Consider the following 21,175-nt stretch of genomic DNA (forward strand, 5'->3'; position numbering starts at 1 on the left):
ATTATATCCATCTTTAAGATAAAGCGTTGTATCAAGTTCGATTTTTCTTTGAATGTCTAATATGGAATCAATTAATGCATCAAACTGGATATTCATATGGATTACATCTTCTTTGATGACTATTCGTTTACTTAAATCAATTCCTAAACTTCTTTCGGTTACAATGGGTTCCCTATCATAATATTTCACCCCATTTATTGTCAAAGTGCATCGATCATCTTCGTAAAGTGACTTAAATTTTATATCAAATGGTTCGCTCGTAGTACCCATGATAGATTTACACGATTTACTGATAAAAACAATACTTAAAAGAAGGATAAAGACTATCCTACTCCTGCTTACCTTTATTAATTTGTCCATTTCTATATTTATATAATACGGCATTCACTTGATCTCTTGTTATTAAATAACCAGAAACTAGTTGCCCTCTAGAATTTCTTGTTGCATCCTGATGCATTAAATTTCCGTAAAAATTATCTCCGGTGTATGGTGATACAATCGCGCGGGAGCGGGGGCGTTACTTCGACATTCTATTTTGCTATACATAGCCCATCTAAGTTATTCCCCGCTGGTGAGCGATTGCATCGCGTTGCTTGCACAATTTTAATTAATAACACTAAAACTAAATCATTTTACTGAAATTAAAGCTGTTATAACGAAGAAAACTCAAGGCACGCGAAAGGATTCGCGCGCCAGCGGAGGATAACAGTACCAAGTCTGTACTTTTCAATATTATAGACACCTATATCCAGAACTTTAAGACTAAAAAAGCTTTCGCTAAATAAACAACCGCCCGAAGGCGGTTGGAACTTAATCTTTTACCGTAGATTCCATCCACTTGGTTCTCCACTCCTCTGGAAAACGTTCATCATCACGGTACTTTTGGGGGATTTTTAAAAACCATAGCTTTTCAATCTGATTGTTATTTCTAGAATATATATATAGATAATTGTCAGATTTCTTTTTGTAAATACTATCCCCAATTTGAATGACTTTCATTACTTGGCCATTAGTAGGAAAAATAGTATCGCCAGAGTTCAAAACTATATCTGTCGCTCTAAGGTTTTTTCTATAAGAGAATGTGTCTATTACAATTCCGTTGAATGGCTTTTTAATATTCTCTATAAGGCGCTCTCTACCTTTATCATATGATAGCTCATCTAATTTATTAAAAAAACCGTTGCAACTAGTAAATAGAAAACCTACAAATGTGATAGCTAAAAACCTTTTCATTTTTAATCTAGATTAATACGTGTAAAGTCATACGATTCACCCCCAAAGTATCTTGCTTGAAATTTTGGACTTCCTTGGTAAGCTCCAGCTGCACGGCCTAAAGAACGGTTTTTCCAAGTCCAAGGATTATCATCAGTACCTCCAACCCCTGGATAGATTTGGTCGGATGTATTTTTCCTATTAGACCAACTATATGAATAGCCGCCAAAACCATAAGATGCCTCATATCCATTATAATTCCCTTCGAATGTTGACACATTTTTCAGAGAATTTGGAAGGTCATCATTAAATACTGATGCGAAAACACTAACACCAACACCTTCTCCTAAACCTACATTACCTCCTTTGTAATCGTAGTTGAAAAGACTCCCTTCATCTTCGCCGTTCATAAAATAAACAAATCCAGTACCACCGTGGGCTCCACCACCTAAAGTCACAGACCATTCAAAATTTATCCCCACAGCATCAGCAACATCATCAGTCCGTGCGTCAATTTCGATAGGCGAGGGTAAATTTACATCTGTATCAACTGAAACATAAGTATCGGTTTCATCATTAGTTAATATTCTCGCGATTTCATTGCCATCATTGTTTGTAAAGATTATATCTTCTGGCTTGAGTCCAGTAGGGTCCACCATATTAATAGGATTATTCCAAGTGAAAGCATAGGGTGATCTATCGACCTGTTCAGGGTCGTCTGCTAACGGATCCACATTCATCCACCTGCCTAAAGCTGGGTCGTAGTTCCTTGCGCCAAAATCATAGATATTTATATCAAACTCAGTTTGCTGTTCCTTTCCACCAAACTTGTAAGTATAACTATCTCCCAAAAGCGGAGTAACAGGAGTAATAATAACATTGCCTCCCACTCCAACTTCAAAAACACTATGGTCAGGGTTGTAGCCATTATGTATTAATCCATAGGGATAGTATTGGTTTTCTTCAATTAAGGTTACCATCCCATCATTGGGATCTTGAGTGTATTTAGCACGAATATTTCCTAGGTGGTCGGTATAGTTAAAAACATAATTATAACTTGTGCCACCCCCAGACGCTAACACTTTTACATACCCTTCGGCAGTAGGAAAGAAGTCTAATGCTGTGTTTTTGTATTGAAATCCGTCCATGTACTCAGTTGTTGTAATTGTTGAGCCAAATGTTACTTTCTTTTTTAGTTTTATCCCTGTGGCATCCTGCCTAAAACGGCAGGCAGGCATAAAAATACTCAATTTTGTTTCCAGAATCAAAAGTTGTTTTGGTAGGCAGGTTTATACTTTCGGCTCATGCAAACCAAAAATAATAAAAATTTGGATTTTAATATTGAGCTTGTAGCTGTAAGTTACTTTGGGAAGGCCACACGATGCAATCGTGCGGTAGCGAGGTGACCTAGCTTCGAGATTGAATTTTAAGAAGGTGGAAAACCACGCGATGTTCACGAAGCTTCGGGAGTGCCCACGCTGGTGCGCGATTGCATCGCGTTCCTCGCACAATTTTAATCAAACTTTCCAATTCCCCATTCAACCATAGTACCGAAACACCACAATGTCATCCAACAATCCTCTTTCATCTGCATAATCCGAAGCACTGCTATAAACATAATTTTGTGCCCTATAAACCAATCCAGCTTCAACGGGATTATTGTGTACATAGTTGATCTTCTCCCAAATAACCTTGTTGCTCCATAATTCGATAGGTTTATTATCGTGTCTCCAAAATTGATACTCTTTCACATTGGACGATTTTTCAGCAGCTTTTTTAAATTGCTCCAGCAAAAATTCCTTTCTACTCTCCCGAGGGTTTTGCTCTATGGCTTTCACTATTGCCTTACTCGTAAAGCGCTTGAAATCCCCTAATAGCAGAGACGGATGCTGACCCTTTACACTTCTAAAAATCAAGTGGACATGGTTTGTCATTATACACCAAGCTATTATCTCCATTCCTTTCTCTTTTTGGCAATACGAAAGACTTTGCAATAATATATCTTTGTATTCATTGCGGGTGAAAACATCAAGCCATTCTACAACAACAAAGCTTACAAAGTAAAGTTCTTCAGGATTATGGAATTTATAGTTACGGCTCATGCAAACCAAAAATAAATAAAAATTTGGATTTTAATTTTGAACTTGTAGCTGTAAGTTACTTTGGAACGACCACACGATGCAATCGTGCGGTAGCGGGGGCACGCGAAAGGGTTCGCGCGCCAGCGGGGTTATCAGGGATTACAAAACACAACAGGCTTACGCATAAAAAAACCGCCTCGGTGGGCGGTTGCTGGCTTAAATTACAATTTTCAGAAAATTATTCCTCTACATCCGTTGTGGGCTTACCATTCATAAATAAAAAATCTTGAAAAGTATACCTCTTATTAGTGCCTTTTTTAAGATTAATATCATAAATAACCGTTGTGGTTCTTATTCCAGAAAGATTTGATGCTTTCCCCAATTTCTTTAGGTAATCTATTCTTCCTTTTCTAAAATTATCTATTGCGAACTTGTAATAGTTATCATTTGGATATGGGTAATTCTCGGTTACGCTTAATTTCCTTGGGTGTTCTTTGCTATTCTTAAAGTAATAATACCTTTTATTGTCAACATCATAAACAACACCAGAAAACTTTTTGCTATTCCATTCCGGATATGGCGAGTAAAGATAAATTATATGGTCAACGTTTTTCAGCTCCTCCTTTAGTTTTCTCAAAATTATCTTGTGGGTGGTTAATGTCAGTTTTGGAACAGAATCAACTTGCCTTGCTAAGGAATATGCAGATATGACCTCAGGATAAAATTTTGGGGTTGCGCATCCAAAGCATATTAAAACTATTAAAGCCGACAGTAAAGTTCTAGTTTTCATATAGATATGGTTATTGACGACCAACAGGCCTTATGGAATTAACAGATTTGGCTTTCGGCCTTCTAACGATGCTGTTGAAAATTTCGAGTGTGGCCTGTGTTGGATTATATACTTTCCCAAAAGGATTTTTTGTCTTGGATTTTAGTATTAAGCGAGACCTATTGTCTGACGTGCCACCTATATAGTGGGTTCTTAATTCTAACCCTTGCTCAGAACGTAACATATTCTCATACATTGATGCAAAAACCTCTGAGTTTGTTACATCTCTTAAACCATCAGCCGTTTGAACATTCGGAACCCAAGTAGATTTTAAAACACCTTCGCTAAATAAGTTATTGGCCAACACGTGAGCTAATTCGTGCCCCAATGTTATATGGAAGTTTTCGCTCAACCTTTCACTGCCTCCAGTTGTTCTAATGCTTTCGGATTGATTGAAGAATGTATAAACTCTTTTACCTTCTGCTTTGTTTTGACCTTTATGCTTCCCTTGTGAAGTGTTTTCAAATATTTCTACATCAACATCATCATTCTCAAATAGACCTAAAAATTGGCTTCCGAAAGAATTAGGATCACCACCGGTTATATCCCCCAACGCTCCTGCGATTTGACTAACGTAACTACCTTCTTGAGCACTATGCTTAATCCATTTTCCCTTTTCATTCTGTTTCTGTATCTCACCATTCTCATACCTATATTTAGTGCCGTTTTCCCCCGCTGGTGCGCGATTGCATCGCGTTGCTTGCACAATTTTAATTAAACTATCCTATTCACCCGCTACAGCACGACTCCTATCCACGCTACCGCACGAAAAAAAAATCGACGGAGTCAATCCTTTTTTATGGTTCACTGCATTTCAATAAAAAGCAAAATTTCTCAACCAAAATACTGAAAAACTATAAAATCTCTAATTTTTTTCTTTCCAGAAAGAAACGGTACCTAGCTTCGAGATGGAATTTTAAGACTGTGGAAAACCACGCGATGTTCTCGAAGCTTCGGGAATGCGGGAGCGGGGAAACCACACAATGCTCACGTGACTTCAAAAATGCCGGAGCGGAATTTTCGATCTACAGATTTCATGAATTGTAAGCAAATAAGTAAACTATGGCAACCAATCCAATTAATAAGACAATTTTAAATGTATAACCAACCAAAGCGGTTTCTTCAACTCGCGCTCATTGTAAAAAGTGTTGAATTTTTTCTTGCCCAAATGAAAAAAATACCGAATTATAGCACCAAACCATTCAGAAGAATTTAATTCTGCCTCTGCTTCATTTTGCCATTCCATACCTTCTTTATAGTCAGTTTTTTTCATAATTAATCACAATTAAAAATAAATAGTTATGGCAGCAAAATAAAAACAGCTATTCCCACAAACACCACAATCTGCAACCATTTTAAAACAGTATTTATGCGTTTCCACTTCATTAGCAAATTAGATATTCGTCCTGCTAAAAGCGCTATTAAGCTGAAAACAAAAAAAGAAACTATCATAAAAGTAATTCCTAACACATAAAACTGGTAAACCGTATTGCCATCTTTATCCCAAAGAAAACCAGGGAAAAACGCCAAAAAGAAAATCATTACTTTAGGGTTTAACAAGTTCATTATTACCCCCGTTTTAAAGAGCTGCCAATACGTTTTTTTTGGAGCGTTATTGGTAAAAGTAATTTCTGAATCACTTTTAAAAACCGAATACGCTAAATAAAGCAGGTAGCAAGCTCCCAAAATTTTAATGCCGTAGAAAATTTCTTCGGAAGTTGTTATTATCGCAGAAACTCCAAAAGCCAATAAGGTGGTATGCACAATACAACCACTAATTAAACCAGCTGTTGTGGCTATTCCACTTTTAGTGCCATTTACCAACGATTGTGTAAGCACATAAATATTGTCTGGCCCCGGAGAAAGTGCAAGTGCCAAAGTTGCAATGGTAAAGGAAATTAGAGTTTCTATCATAAAAAAATGACTTAGTACTATAAGATATACGACCTAGGATTTGCTCTAATATACTTTTTAATATTGATTGCTGATAAATGAAAACGCTAAATAATAAGTCTTACGTCTTATGTCTTATTGTCTTAAGTCCTTTTAAGAATTGCTTTATTTATCCGTTTTATTAAACCCGGTCCTTCATAAATAAACCCTGTGTACAGCTGAACCAAACTAGCTCCAGCTTCCAGCTTTTCGAGTGCATCTTCAGCAGAATGAATTCCACCTACTCCAATTATTGGAAACGATTTATTACTTTTTTCTGAAAGATAACGGATTACTTCTGTGGCACGCGTATTAAGAGGTTTCCCACTTAATCCTCCCATTTCGATTTTATTCTCTGAAGTAAGTCCATCTCGTGAAATAGTAGTATTTGTGGCAATTACACCATCAATCTTTGTAGTATTTACAATGTCAATAATATCGGTTAGCTGCTCATCTGTTAAGTCTGGAGCGATCTTTAAAAGAATTGGCTTACGTTTTTCTTTTTTATTATTTCTGTCTTGAAGCGTTTGCAACAAGTCGGTTAAAGGTTTCTTTTCTTGTAACGCACGAAGGTTTGGTGTGTTTGGCGAACTTACATTTACAACAAAGTAATCTACATAGTTGAACAATGAATCGAAACAAATGATATAATCATTAACCGCTTCTTCATTTGGCGTAACTTTATTTTTACCAATATTCCCACCAATTAAAACCCTTCTTTTATCTCCAAGTGCAGGGTTTTGCTTTAACCTTTCTACGGCTTCTGCTACTCCCCCATTATTAAACCCCATTCGGTTAATAACAGCTGAATCTTCCTTTAATCGGAATAAACGAGGTTTCTCATTTCCAGCTTGAGGTTTTGGAGTAACGGTTCCAATTTCGATAAATCCAAAACCGAGATTTGACAATTCTTTATAAAGCTTTGCATCTTTATCAAATCCTGCTGCAAGACCTACGGGATTTGGAAATTTTAAACCAAAAAGCTCGCGTTCAAGTTTTTTATCTTCAACTTTATAAATACTTCGGAAAATACCTCCTAAACCAAGTTTATGGCAGAATTGAAGTAATGAAAATGTAAAATGATGAATTTTCTCAGGATCGAAGCTGAAAAATACGGGACGGATGATAGTTTTATACATAATTGCAAAATGTGGTACAAAAATACACTAAACTATGTATTTGTTATTTTGAATATGCTTTATTTTGTATTGTAAATGAAAAAGACATGATTGAAAAACAACACATTATTGACCGCTTTAAAAGTTATGTAACTATTGACACCGAAAGTGACCCAAATAGCGACACAACTCCGAGTACCGAAAAGCAATGGGATTTAGCAAATAAACTAGCTGAAGAGTTAAAAGAAATAGGAATGGAAGACGTAAGCATCGACGAAAACGCTTACATTATGGCTACTTTGCCATCAAATGTTCCACATGATGTTCCGGTAATTGGTTTTGTATCGCATTTTGATACTTCCCCTGACTTCACAGGTGCCAACGTTAAACCTCAGATAATTGAAAATTATGATGGGAAAGACATTGTTCTGAATGAAGAACAAGATATCGTTCTTTCTCCGGATTATTTCGAAGACTTATTGTTGTACAAAGGTCAGACCCTTATCACTACTGACGGAACAACACTTTTGGGTGCCGATGATAAAGCTGGAATTACCGAGATTGTTTCGGCTATGGAATATCTAATTAATCACCCTGAAATAAAACACGGAAAAATTCGTGTAGGTTTCACTCCCGATGAAGAAATTGGTCGTGGCGCACATAAATTCGACGTAGAAAAATTTGGTGCTGAATGGGCCTATACTATGGACGGAAGTCAAGTGGGTGAATTAGAATACGAAAACTTTAACGCAGCCGGTGCCGTAGTTACAATTAAAGGAAAAATTGTACACCCAGGGTATGCAAAAGGGAAAATGGTAAACAGTATGTACATTGCTACAGACTTTATCAATTCCTTACCAAGACTTGAAACACCAGAACACACAGAAGGTCGTGAAGGGTTCTTTCACTTACACAATATAAAAGGAAGTGTAGACGAAACGCAACTTCAATATATTATCCGCGATCACGACAGAGGGCATTTTGAAGCTCGAAAAGAAATGATCCAAAAACTTGCTGATGATTTAAATGAACAATTTGAAACAGAAGCTGTATCGGTTGAAATAAAAGACCAATATTTTAATATGCGTGAAAAGGTGGAGCCTGTAATGCATATTGTAAATATAGCTGAAGAAGCTATGCTGCAAGCAAACATCAAACCTTTAATAAAACCTATTAGAGGTGGAACAGATGGCTCGCAATTAAGCTTTATGGGACTTCCTTGTCCAAATATTTTTGCTGGAGGTCATAACTTCCACGGTAGATACGAGTATGTACCTGTTGAGAGTATGATTAAAGCCGTAGAAGTAATTGTAAACATTGCGAAAATTACAGCTGAAGACCTTACTAAATTTAAGACAGAAGCAAAATAAACTCCTAAAAAACTAAGCACCAAATTCCAAAGGTATTCTTATGGAATTTGGTGCTTTTATTATTGTACAAATCAGAATTTAATCACTCACTTATAATTACCCAATTGAACAATATTTTTAATAATGAACAGCTTACTGTTCAGTTTACCTTCGAAGGGTAATTATTAATATAGCGTGTTGAATCAATCTAAGTGAATTATCAAGTTCTGAGGAAACAAGTCTTAAGTCCTTCAGAGCAGCGATCTTACATCCTATGTCTTACGTCCTTAAGCGTAGCGCTCTTACGTCTTATTAATACACAACCGAATTTTAGTGTTAAATGAACAAATGAGTAATCGTATAAATTAGCAATCCTACAAAACCACCTACCAAAGTACCGTTTATACGGATAAACTGAAGGTCTTTTCCCACTTCCAACTCTAGTTTCTCACTGAGTTCTTTCCCTTTCCAACCAGCAACAGTACTACTTATAAGCGCTTCTACTTCATCTCTATTTTTTAATGTCATTCTATATAAAAAATGACGAACCCAACTATTTATCCTATTGCTAATGTCTAGATCGTCTGAAAGGCTATGCGATAACTTTTGAATATTACTTTGTAGATAACCTTGTAATTGTGAGTTAGGATTTTCTAAGTTTTGCAATAGAAGCCCTTTGATAGATTGCCACGCATCATCGGTGTAAGATCTTAAGTTTTGCTCCGTTAATACTTCTTGTTTCAACTTCTCAAATTTCTCCTCCCAATGCTCAGAAACAAGAATATCTTCAGAGAATCCTTGTAAATTTTCCTTAAGTTTTTTCCGAACAAAATGCTCCTTATCCGATTCTATTTCATCAATAAATTTTATCAAACCTTCAACCACTTCATTTGAAATTTTTCTACCAGCTAAAAAAGCAATAAATGGTCTGTTTTCAGATAATCGGTGAAGTATCATCTCTTGGCTTTCGTTGATGTACTCTTTAATTTCAGGTAGTAGAATTTCTAATAAGGTGATATGTTCCTTTTTATCAATAAAGTATTTAATACCTGAGGATGAAATTTTCTGAAAATCAATTTCACGTAAAATCTCCGTCCCTTTGTTTGCTAAAAATTGTTCTACATCCTTATCCTGAAGGTCTGAAATGATTTTTTGAGTAAGATTAATAATTTCCTTCTCAAGAATTTTTTGACTAGCGGGCTTATTGAGCCATTCCGAGACCCATTTTACGACATTTAATTTTTCTATATACGGCCGTATATTTTCGGGGTTTAAGAAGTTGTCTTTTACAAACTTCCCTAAATTTTGTCCTAGATCGTCTTTTTTTCGCTCTATCAAATTTGTGTGAGGTATAGGAATTCCAAGAGGATGTTTAAAAATAGCCGTTACAGCAAACCAATCAGCCAGAGCTCCAACCATCCCAGCCTCCGAAAACGCTTCTACATAACCCATCCAAGCTTCACTACCTTGATGTTGAAGGTAAACCATCACTCCATATACAATCGCCATAAAAAAGAATAGCCCAGTCGCCAATCTTTTGTGTTTTCGCAATTGATTCTTCTTAATGTCGGACATAGTAAATACAGCGATAAATTAGGAGATAATATTCAAAACTAGCAAATTAGATATTCTGAAGAGCGTTTAGCCTCACAAGAATTCTCTAAAATAAAAAACTCCCTCAACTATATAAAATAGAGAGGGAGTTTTTAATTCAAAAAGGAACAATTTTCTATTTCTTTTCTTTAACAGGTGCGTTTAGTTTTGCTGTTCTTTCCATAGAAATGGCAGATCTTTCAAACTTCATTTTTCCAGCAAGGCTTTCAATAACACAAGTTCCATCATCAGACAGTTCTAATATTTTACCGTGCAATCCTCCTGTTGTAATAACTCTATCGCCTTTTTTAAGCTGAGCAGCGAACTGCTTTTCTTGTTTGGCTTTTTTCATTTGTGGGCGTATCAAGAAAAGATACATCACCAAAAACAATAATATTATAGGTAAAAAACCTTGTATTTGTTCCATAGTAATTTTTAAATTCCAGTAAGTAAATTATGAGGTTGGTAGCTGTTTTGCTCCACCTTTAGGGGTAACGAAAGCCTTAATAGTTAAGGTTTCTACTCCTGCTTTAGTATTTGTAGTAATAGTTACAGTCTTGCTAACTTGGTTTTGACCAGCACCGTTGAATTTAACTAAAAGTTCACCAGATTCTCCTGGAGCAACTGGTTCCTTAGTATATTCTGGAACAGTACATCCACAGCTACTTTTAGCGTTAACTATCATTAATGGAGCATCTCCAGTGTTTTTAAATTTAAATACGTGCTCAACAGGTGTATTTTGCTCGATAGTTCCGAAGTCGTATTGACCTTCTTCAAAAGTCATTACTGGAAATTTTCCAGATTCTGCATCACGTGCTTCTGCTGCTGCTACATTTTCTTCGTTTACCTTATCTGCTGCATTATCTTTACAAGAAGAAAACGCAAAAACAGAAAGTATAGCTACAAATAAAACTGATTTTTTCATTTTTTTAATTTTTTATGTTTTTAGCAGGGCAAAAATAGACAATATTTTACTCTTATTGAAGCCCTCTTCCCATTTTATTAAGATCCCCATTTTCGGTAAACTCTTTTACCAATTTATCTAAGATACCGTTTACGAAAATGCTACTTTTTGGGGTAGAGTATTCTTTTGAAACTTCTAAGTATTCGTTTATTGTTGCACGAACAGGAATTGATGGGAAGTATAAAAATTCAGCAATAGCCATTTTTAAGATAATCAAATCTATATCGGCAATTCGATCTTGATCCCAATTTGGAGTTTTTCCTTCAATTTGAAGATTTAGCTTCTCTTCATTTAAAATTACTTTTCTAAAAAGTTGAAGCGCATACTCGCGGTCCTCATCATTTTTATATGTATCAGGAACTAAAAGATCAGAAGCATTCTTTTCTGAAATTTTTCCTAACATTTTAACGATGGCAGTATTTACAATCGGAAAGTCGTCTATCCAAGTAAGACGTTTATCTTCTAAGTAATCGTAAAGCTTGTCGTTAGGAGCAATCACTTCTTTGTAGAACTTCGCAATGAAAGCTTGATCCTCTTTAAGAGTAGTATCTTTTCTATCTAAATAAGTTTGATACCAATCTTTTTCGCGTAGTTCTTTAAAAACAATACTTACATATTCGTTGTCTAATGCCCAATAGTTAAGTTTTTTCTTATCAATTATTTCAGAAAAAACAGCATTGTTGGCTATAATATCTAATACTTTGTTATCTACAAAAGTACGACTAGGATTTTTTTCAGAATCGGTAGCAAGATATTTATTTTGTGACTTAGCGAGAAAATCTTCTGCCTGATCTTTTACCGCAACTAACAACTCTAACATTAGTAAATACAAATCTTGCATTTGACCAATACTGTGATGAAGAAACTTTTCTTGTACATCGATGTTCGGGTTTACACTGTGATTGTAAGCATAAACAGTCTGCAAAACTTTTACTCGGATATGTCTTCTAGTAAGCATATTATTTTTTAAAAGAACTTGTTTTTAAAATAGCAACGCACAAGAACATCTTGTGCGCTGCAAATATAAGAAATAGTGGTGTTGTAGTACTAAAAAGGTTTGTACTATTTTTCGTTTTTTCTTGCGTCTATTCTAGCTTGTGCAATATTGAAGGCTGCTTGATGTGTTGTAATTTTATCACTTTCAGCTGTTTTCAAGATCTCAAGAGTAGTATTGTAAATGTTTTCTGTCTTGCTCATTATCTCCTTACGGCCATAATTCTCAAGTTCAGCATATACATTTATAATCCCTCCAGCGTTAATTAAGAAATCTGGAGCATAAACTATACCTCTTTCACGTAACATTTTACCGTGCTTTTGCTCATCGGCAAGTTGGTTGTTAGCCGCACCAGCAATAATCTTTGTGTTGAACTGGCTAATAGTTTGATCGTTAATTGTAGCACCTAATGCACAAGGAGCATAAATATCCATTTCTTCTGCATACAGATTGCTACCTGTGTAAATGTTCACATTGTATTTATCGCGAACTTCTTCTAAGCGCTCTTGGTTGATATCTGAAATATAAACTTTAGCACCTTCTTCACTTAAATGCTTAACAAGGTTTTCACCAACGTTACCAATTCCTTGAACGTAAACTACTTTCCCATCTAAATTATCTGAACCAAATTTATAGTTAGTGGCAGCTTTTAGTCCCATAAAAACACCGTAAGCTGTAATTGGAGAAGGGTTTCCTGAACCACCGTTTGCTTCAGAAACACCAGTTACGTGAGGTGTAACTGTGCGTACTAAATCCATATCAGCAGTTGTCATTCCTACATCTTCTGCAGTAATATATTTTCCGCTTAATGAATGTACAAACTCACCGAACTTCAACATGTATTCTGGGGTTTTTTGAGTTTTAGCATCACCAATTAAAACTGCTTTACCTCCACCAAGATTTAAACCTGTAATTGCACTTTTATAAGTCATACCACGAGAAAGACGCAATACGTCATTCAATGCTTCCCACTCATTTGCATAGTTCCACATTCTAGTACCACCTAAAGCTGGTCCTAAAACAGTGTTGTGGATACCAATTATTGCTTTCAATCCAGTATCTTTGTCGTTGCAAAAAACGATTTGCTCGTGATCATCAAAAGACATTTGCCCAAATACAGGGTCTATTTTATGTAGTTCGTTTGTATTGATTACCTCAGTTTTCATAACTATTTTAATTTTTGTTTATCCTTTAAAAAGGCAGTGCAAAAGTAACTTTTACTTGTTAATTCCACAAAGCAAAGGGTGTTAATTTAAGAACTTTAAAAAAACATTCAATTTATTTCTAATGAAAGAATTAAAATATCTAAACAAATACTTTTTAAAATACAGGTGGCGACTTCTGTTGGGAGTGTTTATTACCATAGTTGCAACGGTATTTAAACTAGCCGTTCCTATGAAAGTGGGAGATTCTGTAACTGTCGTAAAACAATACTTAAATGGAGAAGTAACCGATTTAGCTTATGTTAAACACGAGCTTCTAATCAATATTTTACTTTTACTAGGCGCTGCATTGCTTTCTGCTTTTTTCACATTTATGATGAGACAAACATTTATTGTGGTTTCTAGATATGTGGAATACGACTTAAAAAACGAGATTTTTCAACATTACGAAAAACTTTCTTTAGGTTTTTACAAACAAAATCGAACTGGCGATTTAATGAACAGAATAAGTGAAGATGTTTCTAAAGTAAGAATGTATGTTGGGCCCGCGCTAATGTATAGCATTACTACAATTACACTTTTTATTGTAGTAATAAGTTATATGTTTTACACCGCACCTATTCTAACTTGGTATGCTATTGCTCCACTCCCAATTCTATCGATTGCTATTTATAAACTAAGTGTGATTATCAATCAACGCAGTACTATAGTTCAACAATATTTATCGAAACTAACAACTTTTACTCAAGAGAGTTTTAGTGGAATTGCCGTTATTAAAGCCTACGGAACCGAGGAAAGCATTAATGCTAATTTTGAAGAGTTAGCCGAAGGGAGTAAAGTAAAAAACATAGACCTTGCAAAGGTACAAGCCCTATTTTTTCCCTTAATGATGTTACTTATTGGCGTAAGTAATATTCTAGTTATTTACATTGGGGGAAGTAGATATATTAACGGTCAAATTACCGAATTTGGAACTATAGTCGAGTTTTTAATTTATGTAAATATGCTTACCTGGCCTGTAGCAGTTGTAGGCTGGGTGACTTCTATGGTGCAAAGAGCTGAAGCTTCACAAGAACGTATAAATGAGTTTCTAAAAACAGAACCTGCCATTAAAAACCTTGTTACTGAAAGTACACCTATTGATGGAGATATAGAATTCAACAATTTAACTTTCACTTATCCCGACACAGGAATTACGGCCTTAAAAAATGTATCTTTCTCAGTAAAGCCTGGAGAAACACTTGCAATAGTAGGAAATACAGGATCTGGAAAATCAACTATTTTAGAGTTGATAGGTAGATTATATGATGTTGAAGAAGGAATGCTTAAGATTGACCAAACTTCAATCCGAAACCTCAACCTCGATAATTTACGCAACAGCATTGGGTATGTACCACAAGATGCATTTTTGTTTAGCGATTCGATAAAAAACAACATTCGTTTTGGTAAGGAAGAAGCAACTGAAGAAGAAGTTGTTAATGCTGCCAAAAACGCTGCGGTTCACAAAAACATTATTGGATTCAAAAAAGGATATGAAACTATTTTAGGAGAACGTGGGCTTACATTGAGTGGTGGACAAAAGCAAAGAGTTTCTATTGCAAGAGCAATTATTAAAGATCCACAAATCTTATTATTTGACGATTGTCTTTCGGCTGTAGATACAGAAACTGAAGAAGAGATTCTTCAAAACCTATTTAAGATTTCTAAAGATAAAACCACTATCATTGTAAGCCATAGAATTTCTTCAGTTAAAAATGCAAATAAGATTATTGTTTTAGATGAAGGAAAAATTATCCAAAAAGGGTCCCACGAGGAGTTAGTTAACATCGAGGGTTATTATAAGGAACTGTATTCAAAACAGCTTTTAGAAAAAGAAATGTAATTTACTTTGGCTGGTTTGGTTTTTTTTTAGATTTTTGGCGACACCTAGTAAAAAATAATAGAAATTATGAGTGAGCACTATACGATGGAGCAAGAAGAAATTTTTTCAAAAGTAATGCGTGCAGGAAGACGCACCTACTTTTTTGATGTAAGGTCTACAAAAGCAGGAGATTTTTACCTTACTATTACCGAGAGTAAGAAATTTACAAACGATGATGGGTCTTTCCACTACAAAAAACACAAAATTTATCTATACAAAGAAGACTTTACTGAGTTTAAAGACACTCTTGAAGAAATGATAAATTACATTATAGATGAGAAAGGCGAAGAAGTTATAAGCGAACGTCATCAAAAAGATTACAAAAAGGAAACAGACAATCCGTCTAATCCTGTTGAAGAAACAGTTGAACAAACTGCTACTACTGATACTAGTACTTTTACAGACATCAGTTTCGACGATATTTAGTAGTTGAAAAACAAAAATGTAAAACCGGCACGAATAATTTCGTAGCCGGTTTTTTTATTTCTTAAAAATCAATGTTTTAAATAGATTTACAACTTAAAATGCATTGAAACACTCAATCCTTTAATTTTATTTCAAAAAGGTTATCTTTGCCGCCCTTTATAAAAAACATTATGTTCGCAAAAACACTTCAAAACTTCACTCAGAATCCAAAAAACGATATTCTATCAGGACTTACTGTTGCTCTTGCATTGGTTCCAGAAGCGGTAGCTTTTTCATTTGTAGCTGGTGTAGATCCTTTAGTGGGACTTTATGGTGCTTTTATAATGGGACTTGTAACAGCTCTTTTTGGTGGTCGTCCTGGTATGATTTCTGGGGCAACCGGTGCTATGGCGGTTGTTATGGTACACCTAATCCAAAAAGGAAATGAGGTTGGACTTACATTAGCCGAACCCGTTCAAAACCTTGGACTTCAATGGCTATTTATAACGCTATTATTTGTTGGAGCTATTCAAATAATGGCTGGTGTTTTTAAGTTAGGGAAATTTGTACGACTTATCCCCCACCCTGTAATGATGGGATTTGTAAATGGTTTAGCAATTGTAATTTTTCTTTCTCAACTAGGTCTATTTAAAGAAACTCGCGGAACAGTACCTCAATGGATTTCCGGTTTGGACCTTTGGGTAATGCTAGCGCTAGTTGGGTTGACCATGGGTATTATGTTCGGTTTACCGAAAATCACTAAAAAACTTCCTGCTGCTCTTATTGCAATAATAGTAGTTGCAGCAATTACAATATTCGGAGGTCTTGATGTGAGTACTGTTGGCTCGTTTATTCGAGATGGTGGCGGATCTGGTTTAAAAGGTTCATTGCCGATGTTCCAAACTCAGATTTTTGGATTTATTGAAACTTTAGATGGACATTGGGGATTGATATTTTCTACTGCTTTTATATTGGCTGCTGTAGGTTTAATTGAGTCGTTAATGACATTGAATCTTATAGATGAAATGACCGAAACTCGTGGTAGTGGAAACCGAGAATGTGTAGCTCAAGGTGGAGCTAACATTCTTAACGGTCTTTTCGGTGGAATGGGTGGCTGTGCAATGATTGGGCAATCTATCATTAACGTAAGTTCTGGTGGACGCGGAAGACTTTCCGGAGCTACAGCCGCAATAGCTTTACTGTGTTTTGTGCTATTTGGTGCTCCACTTATTGAACAAATTCCTATTGCTGCATTAGTTGGAGTTATGTTTATGGTTGTAATTGGAACTTTTGCTTGGAGTAGTTTCAGAATTCTGCATAAAATTCCTGTTTCGGATGCTATAGTGCTTATTACAGTATCAGCGGTAACAGTTTGGTTAGATCTTGCAATAGCAGTATTTATAGGGGTTGTTATGAGCGCCTTAGTTTTTGCTTGGAAAAGTGCTACAAGAATTAGAGCTAGAAAGAGAATTAAAGAAGACGGAACCAAAGTTTATGAAATCTGGGGACCTTTGTTCTTCGGGTCGACTACAGCATTTAATAGTAAGTTTGATGTTTCAAGCGATCCAGATTCGGTAGAAATAGACTTTATAGAATCTAAAATATCAGATCATTCTGGTGTTGAAGCTGTTCGTAATATTGCTAATAAATACCTTGATAACGGAAAGCAAATTAAACTAACGCACCTTAGTCCAGATTGTAAAGCGTTGCTACTAAAGTGGAATCCAGAATTCGAAACAATAATAAAAAGCTCTGTTGAGGATCCGCGCTATTATGTAGTTACCGATACCTTAGATGCCGAAGCTTAATTAGATTTATTTTCTGGTGAAGTAAAAATCTGTTTTAGTTGGCTCACCCTCTATCTCTACTTCAATCCAAGTGTGTAAAGAGTCTTTGGCAGGGTTGGTATAGATTACCTTTTCAGGAAAGTCTATATTTTGATTATCGAAAACAAATTTGCCTTCTTCTGATGAAATAAGTGTTAAGGTGTAAGGTTTAGGATTTTTTTCATCAACTTTTAGAAAGGACAAAAGCAAGTTGTTTTCTTTCTCCTCTAAGGCCATTGTTAGTGCTTGTTCAGGTTTACCATTAACCTCAACAAAGCTAAACCCTGTATATGTACTATCATTTTCTTTAGACCATGTTTCTTGGGAATATTCACCATCAGTCTCGTTTGTCCAAGTTCCTATCAACCAATTTAGTTGATTTATTTTATCGTAATTTTTTACAACAACCTCTTTTTGTATCTGCTCTGCCTGAGTATTGTTTTTACATGAAATAATTAATACTGAAAGGAATATTAGAAATAAGTACTTTTTCATTTGTTGGTTTGTTATTTAGCCGTGGCATAAAATTTATAAAATTCGCAATCCGTTTTCAACAGGTTTATCTGTTCGCAATAAGGTGACATTTTTGCCATCTACAGCTCCCAAAACCAGACATTCACTCATAAAATTTGCAATTTGTTTCTTTGGAAAATTTACAACTGCCACTACTTGTTTCCCTATCAATTCATCTTTGTGATAGCGTTTTGTTATTTGAGCTGAAGTTTTTCTTTGTCCTATTTCTTCTCCAAAATCTATTATAAGCTGATATGAAGGGTTTCTCGCTTCAGGAAAATCATTGGCTTCTAAGATAGTTCCAACCCTCATTTCCACCTTTTCGAAATCGGTCCAAGAAAGATTATTCGTCATGGGTAATTCTAAGTTTCTGAATCATTTCTGAAGAAACCACACTTTGGTCGGCACCATACGCATCTACAAGCAGGCCTTTAATCCCTCCTTTGGTTTCAATTAAATAAAGAATAGTATTATCTCCCGGATCGGTCATACCTTCAAATCGGTAATATTTTACAACATCCAGCTCTCCAGCTTTCCACTTCTTTTTAAGGTTTTTAGATTCTATTCCTTCCTCTACAAGATTAAAGTCTTCAGTATATCCTTCCTTTTGTAAATCTTGAATAGCTACAGATAGTGATGAATATGATTTTTTCATAATATTTTAATTTAATCTTTAAAGTTAACTGAGAAATTAAACATCGGCAAAGAATTATAAATTCTTTAATAATATTATTACGCAGATTGTAAGTATTAGCCCACTGTCGTTAGTTAATTAACCCCTTAAAAATTGTATATTTAGACCTGAACACATTACATTTATTTTAAAAACAATATGGCAGACACTGAATCAAATATGCTACCCCTAGGCACCAAAGCCCCAGACTTTGTACTTACAGATGCAATAACAGACAAACTTGTTGCGCTAAAAGATATTCGTGGTGAAAAGGGTACTGTAGTTATGTTTATTTGTAACCACTGCCCTTTCGTAAGACACGTAAATGAGGAATTAGTTCGCATTTGCAACGATTACAGGGTGATTGGTTTTGGTTTTGTTGCAATCAACAGCAACGACATCATTAAGTATCCAGCAGATTCCCCTGCGGAAATGTGGCGAACTGCCCAGAAAGAAGGCTATCCTTTCCCTTATTTATTCGATGAAACTCAAGAAATAGCGAAAGCTTATGATGCAGCTTGCACGCCAGATTTTTATCTTTTTGATGATGAACTTAAACTGGTTTACCGCGGACAATTAGACAACAGCCGACCAGGAAATAGAATTCCTGTAAATGGCCGTGATCTACGCGAAGCTATGGATAACATCTTAAATAATAATCCGCAGCGAAAGGATCAAAAACCAAGTATTGGATGTAATATCAAATGGAAGAAATAAATTCCAACAATCAAATTAATCTATGAGTCAATTAAATAATAAAACCGTTTTAATCACAGGCGGAGCGTCTGGTATTGGAAAGATAATGGTTCGATTAATGCTTGAGCGTAAAGCAAAAGTGATTATTTGGGATATTAGTCAAGAAAATATCAACCAAACGTTAGCTGAGTTTCCCAATAACAAAAATCTTTTTGGATTTAAAATAGATGTTTCTAATCCTGAAGAAATTAAAGAAACAGCTAATCAAGTAAAGCAAGATATAGGAATTGTTGACGTACTAATCAACAACGCTGGAATTGTTGTGGGGAAATATTTCGACGAACACACAAATGCAGACATTGCTAAAACTATGGAGATTAATGCCATTGGACCGATGTATGTTACTAAGGAATTTCTTGATGGCATGTTAAATCAAAATTCAGGGCATATTTGCAATATCGCGTCTTCCGGAGGACTAATTTCCAATCCAAAAATGTCGGTTTATGCCTCTAGCAAATGGGCAATGATTGGATGGTCTGATAGTCTTCGATTAGAAATGATGCAAAAAAATAAAGCCATTAAGGTTACTACCATCATGCCTTATTACATCAATACAGGAATGTTTGATGGGGTTCAATCTAAGATTCCAATTCTCGAACCTGAAGCAGCGGCGCTTACTATTGTAAAAGCTATTGAGAAAGATAAAAAGATGGTAACTATTCCGGGGTACATATACCGCTTCACTCGATTAGGACAAGCATTACTTTCTATTAATGCTTTCGATTGGTTTGCTGGTAAGGTGCTCGGTATTTACAAAACAATGGAACATTTCGTTGGAAGGAAATAATAGTTCTAAAAAAAAGAAATCTTCATTACACCAAAAATGGAATAATGAAGATTTCTTAAGATAATAATATAAATACGTAAACTTATTTTACGTCCATTAATTCAACGTCGAAAATTAAATTTGCATTTGGAGGAATTACTCCACCAGCTCCGCGCTCACCATAAGCAAGGTTAGAAGGAATTACAAATCTAGCTTTATCACCAACTTGTAATAAGGCAATACCTTCATCCCAACCTTCAATTACGTGACCTTTTCCTAATGGAAAGTCTATTGGTTGTCTTCTCTTGTATGAAGAATCGAATTCGGTTCCGTCAGTTAGCATTCCTTTGTAATGTACAGAAACTGTCTTTCCTTTTTCAGCTTTCTTACCATCACCTTTAATGATGATTTTATAATGAAGTCCGCTATCTGTTTTTTCAAAACCTTCAGCTACTTTCTTAAGTTCAGCTTCTTGTTGTTCTTTCATTTTTGCAATTCGCGCTTCTCTTTCACCAGTAAAACTTCTAAAAGCTTCTACTGAATTCCACTTTTCAGCTTCTTCTCCTACGCGAATAATCTCAACTTTTTGCATAGTATCACCTTGAGCAACACTATCAACAACATCTTGTCCTTCTACTACATTTCCAAATACAGTGTGTTTATTATCTAACCAAGGCGTTGCCACATGAGTAATAAAAAACTGACTTCCGTTAGTTGCTGGACCAGCATTAGCCATAGAGATTACACCTGGAGTGTCGTGGCGAAGGTCTGGGTGAAATTCGTCATCAAAATTATATCCTGGACCTCCTGAACCTGTTCCTTTTGGATCACCTCCTTGAATCATAAAATCTGGGATTACACGGTGGAATTTTAATCCGTCGTAATAAGGTTTCCCTTGTGGAATTGCTGAATTTTCTAAATTCCCTTCTGCTAAAGACACAAAATTTCCAACTGTTCCTGGAGTTTTATCGTGTGTAAGTTTAATAAGGATTTCTCCTTTTTCTGTTGTTATTTTTGCGTAGATTCCGTCTTGCATTATATTTATATTTTAAAAGATGTGCAAAGGTACTTAATTCTGAA

At 35.4% G+C, this 21,175-nt stretch carries 23 protein-coding genes; 6 read left to right on the forward strand and 17 right to left on the reverse strand.

Features of this window, described 5'->3' with window-relative positions:
• Positions 1 to 810 precede the first annotated feature (810 nt).
• The 8 genes from G3A46_RS12390 to G3A46_RS12425 all read right to left on the reverse strand — a co-directional run bounded on the left by G3A46_RS12390 (position 811) and on the right by G3A46_RS12425 (position 7,193).
• Entirely contained in the window at positions 811 to 1,233 is a 423-nt protein-coding gene (locus tag G3A46_RS12390) for a hypothetical protein (protein ID WP_165150261.1), read from the reverse strand.
• A 2-nt stretch (positions 1,234 to 1,235) separates the two neighbouring features.
• The gene (locus G3A46_RS12395) at positions 1,236 to 2,450 is read right to left on the reverse strand and encodes an RHS repeat-associated core domain-containing protein (protein ID WP_165150262.1); all 1,215 of its coding nucleotides are present in this window, start codon (positions 2,448 to 2,450) and stop codon (positions 1,236 to 1,238) included.
• Between the two features lie 300 nt (positions 2,451 to 2,750).
• Positions 2,751 to 3,314, reverse strand: coding sequence for a transposase (locus G3A46_RS12400; protein ID WP_165150263.1), 564 nt, complete (start codon positions 3,312 to 3,314; stop codon positions 2,751 to 2,753).
• Between the two features lie 217 nt (positions 3,315 to 3,531).
• Positions 3,532 to 4,083, reverse strand: a complete 552-nt coding sequence (locus G3A46_RS12405; RefSeq protein ID WP_165150264.1) for a hypothetical protein — start codon at positions 4,081 to 4,083, stop codon at positions 3,532 to 3,534.
• Positions 4,084 to 4,093: 10 nt separating this feature from the next.
• The gene (locus G3A46_RS12410) at positions 4,094 to 4,828 is read right to left on the reverse strand and encodes a hypothetical protein (protein ID WP_165150265.1); all 735 of its coding nucleotides are present in this window, start codon (positions 4,826 to 4,828) and stop codon (positions 4,094 to 4,096) included.
• A 372-nt stretch (positions 4,829 to 5,200) separates the two neighbouring features.
• The gene (locus tag G3A46_RS12415; RefSeq protein ID WP_165150266.1) at positions 5,201 to 5,395 is read right to left on the reverse strand and encodes a hypothetical protein; all 195 of its coding nucleotides are present in this window, start codon (positions 5,393 to 5,395) and stop codon (positions 5,201 to 5,203) included.
• A gap of 26 nt (positions 5,396 to 5,421) precedes the next feature.
• Positions 5,422 to 6,036: a LysE family translocator gene (locus G3A46_RS12420; RefSeq protein WP_165150267.1), complete on the reverse strand. Its 615-nt coding sequence runs from the start codon at positions 6,034 to 6,036 to the stop codon at positions 5,422 to 5,424.
• 122 nt (positions 6,037 to 6,158) lie between these two features.
• Positions 6,159 to 7,193 carry a quinone-dependent dihydroorotate dehydrogenase gene (locus tag G3A46_RS12425; RefSeq protein WP_165150268.1) on the reverse strand — a complete coding sequence of 345 codons (1,035 nt, stop codon included), beginning with the start codon at positions 7,191 to 7,193 and terminating at the stop codon, positions 6,159 to 6,161.
• Between the two features lie 86 nt (positions 7,194 to 7,279).
• On the opposite strand from G3A46_RS12425, the gene pepT reads away from it, so the two are divergent.
• Positions 7,280 to 8,542, forward strand: coding sequence for a peptidase T (gene pepT, locus G3A46_RS12430; RefSeq protein ID WP_139856014.1), 1,263 nt, complete (start codon positions 7,280 to 7,282; stop codon positions 8,540 to 8,542).
• Positions 8,543 to 8,857: 315 nt separating this feature from the next.
• Here the strand turns inward: pepT and G3A46_RS12435 are convergent, their stop codons facing one another.
• From G3A46_RS12435 to G3A46_RS12455, 5 genes are all read right to left on the reverse strand, one after another.
• On the reverse strand, positions 8,858 to 10,096 hold the full coding sequence (locus G3A46_RS12435; protein WP_165150270.1) for a DUF445 domain-containing protein: 1,239 nt from the start codon (positions 10,094 to 10,096) through the stop codon (positions 8,858 to 8,860).
• Between the two features lie 154 nt (positions 10,097 to 10,250).
• Complete coding sequence (gene yajC, locus G3A46_RS12440; RefSeq protein ID WP_139856016.1) at positions 10,251 to 10,541, reverse strand: preprotein translocase subunit YajC; 291 nt, start codon at positions 10,539 to 10,541, stop codon at positions 10,251 to 10,253.
• A 27-nt stretch (positions 10,542 to 10,568) separates the two neighbouring features.
• Positions 10,569 to 11,039: a DUF1573 domain-containing protein gene (locus tag G3A46_RS12445; protein ID WP_139856017.1), complete on the reverse strand. Its 471-nt coding sequence runs from the start codon at positions 11,037 to 11,039 to the stop codon at positions 10,569 to 10,571.
• Between the two features lie 52 nt (positions 11,040 to 11,091).
• Positions 11,092 to 12,036 (reverse strand): transcription antitermination factor NusB, encoded by a 945-nt coding sequence (gene nusB / locus G3A46_RS12450; protein WP_139856018.1) that lies wholly within the window; start codon positions 12,034 to 12,036, stop codon positions 11,092 to 11,094.
• 104 nt (positions 12,037 to 12,140) lie between these two features.
• Entirely contained in the window at positions 12,141 to 13,238 is a 1,098-nt protein-coding gene (locus G3A46_RS12455) for a Glu/Leu/Phe/Val dehydrogenase (RefSeq protein ID WP_165150272.1), read from the reverse strand.
• A 121-nt stretch (positions 13,239 to 13,359) separates the two neighbouring features.
• On the opposite strand from G3A46_RS12455, the gene G3A46_RS12460 reads away from it, so the two are divergent.
• The 3 genes from G3A46_RS12460 to G3A46_RS12470 all read left to right on the forward strand — a co-directional run bounded on the left by G3A46_RS12460 (position 13,360) and on the right by G3A46_RS12470 (position 17,369).
• A complete protein-coding gene (locus tag G3A46_RS12460; protein WP_139856020.1) occupies positions 13,360 to 15,117 on the forward strand; it encodes an ABC transporter ATP-binding protein in 1,758 nt (585 codons plus the stop codon).
• 66 nt (positions 15,118 to 15,183) lie between these two features.
• A complete protein-coding gene (locus G3A46_RS12465; protein ID WP_165150274.1) occupies positions 15,184 to 15,582 on the forward strand; it encodes a PUR family DNA/RNA-binding protein in 399 nt (132 codons plus the stop codon).
• A gap of 170 nt (positions 15,583 to 15,752) precedes the next feature.
• A complete protein-coding gene (locus G3A46_RS12470) occupies positions 15,753 to 17,369 on the forward strand; it encodes a SulP family inorganic anion transporter (protein WP_139856022.1) in 1,617 nt (538 codons plus the stop codon).
• Between the two features lie 6 nt (positions 17,370 to 17,375).
• On the opposite strand, the gene G3A46_RS12475 is transcribed toward G3A46_RS12470, so the two are convergent.
• Genes G3A46_RS12475 through G3A46_RS12485 form a run of 3 tightly spaced genes read right to left on the reverse strand, consistent with a single transcriptional unit; the run spans position 17,376 to position 18,555 of the window.
• Positions 17,376 to 17,882 (reverse strand): DUF6265 family protein, encoded by a 507-nt coding sequence (locus G3A46_RS12475; RefSeq protein WP_165150276.1) that lies wholly within the window; start codon positions 17,880 to 17,882, stop codon positions 17,376 to 17,378.
• Between the two features lie 33 nt (positions 17,883 to 17,915).
• Positions 17,916 to 18,254, reverse strand: a complete 339-nt coding sequence (locus G3A46_RS12480) for a tRNA-binding protein (protein WP_165150278.1) — start codon at positions 18,252 to 18,254, stop codon at positions 17,916 to 17,918.
• A complete protein-coding gene (locus tag G3A46_RS12485) occupies positions 18,244 to 18,555 on the reverse strand; it encodes a phosphoribosylpyrophosphate synthetase (protein ID WP_139856025.1) in 312 nt (103 codons plus the stop codon). The genes G3A46_RS12480 and G3A46_RS12485 overlap by 11 nt, the downstream gene beginning before the upstream one ends.
• A 177-nt stretch (positions 18,556 to 18,732) precedes the next feature.
• On the opposite strand from G3A46_RS12485, the gene G3A46_RS12490 reads away from it, so the two are divergent.
• A complete protein-coding gene (locus G3A46_RS12490) occupies positions 18,733 to 19,290 on the forward strand; it encodes a thioredoxin family protein (RefSeq protein WP_165150280.1) in 558 nt (185 codons plus the stop codon).
• Positions 19,291 to 19,312: 22 nt separating this feature from the next.
• On the forward strand, positions 19,313 to 20,116 hold the full coding sequence (locus G3A46_RS12495) for an SDR family oxidoreductase (RefSeq protein WP_165150282.1): 804 nt from the start codon (positions 19,313 to 19,315) through the stop codon (positions 20,114 to 20,116).
• An 82-nt stretch (positions 20,117 to 20,198) separates the two neighbouring features.
• Here G3A46_RS12495 and G3A46_RS12500 read toward each other — a convergent pair whose 3' ends face one another.
• The gene (locus G3A46_RS12500; protein WP_165150283.1) at positions 20,199 to 21,131 is read right to left on the reverse strand and encodes a peptidylprolyl isomerase; all 933 of its coding nucleotides are present in this window, start codon (positions 21,129 to 21,131) and stop codon (positions 20,199 to 20,201) included.
• Positions 21,132 to 21,175: the final 44 nt, after the last annotated feature.

This window comes from Aequorivita sp. KMM 9714 (assembly GCF_011065475.1).
In the GTDB taxonomy this organism is placed as follows: domain Bacteria; phylum Bacteroidota; class Bacteroidia; order Flavobacteriales; family Flavobacteriaceae; genus Aequorivita; species Aequorivita sinensis.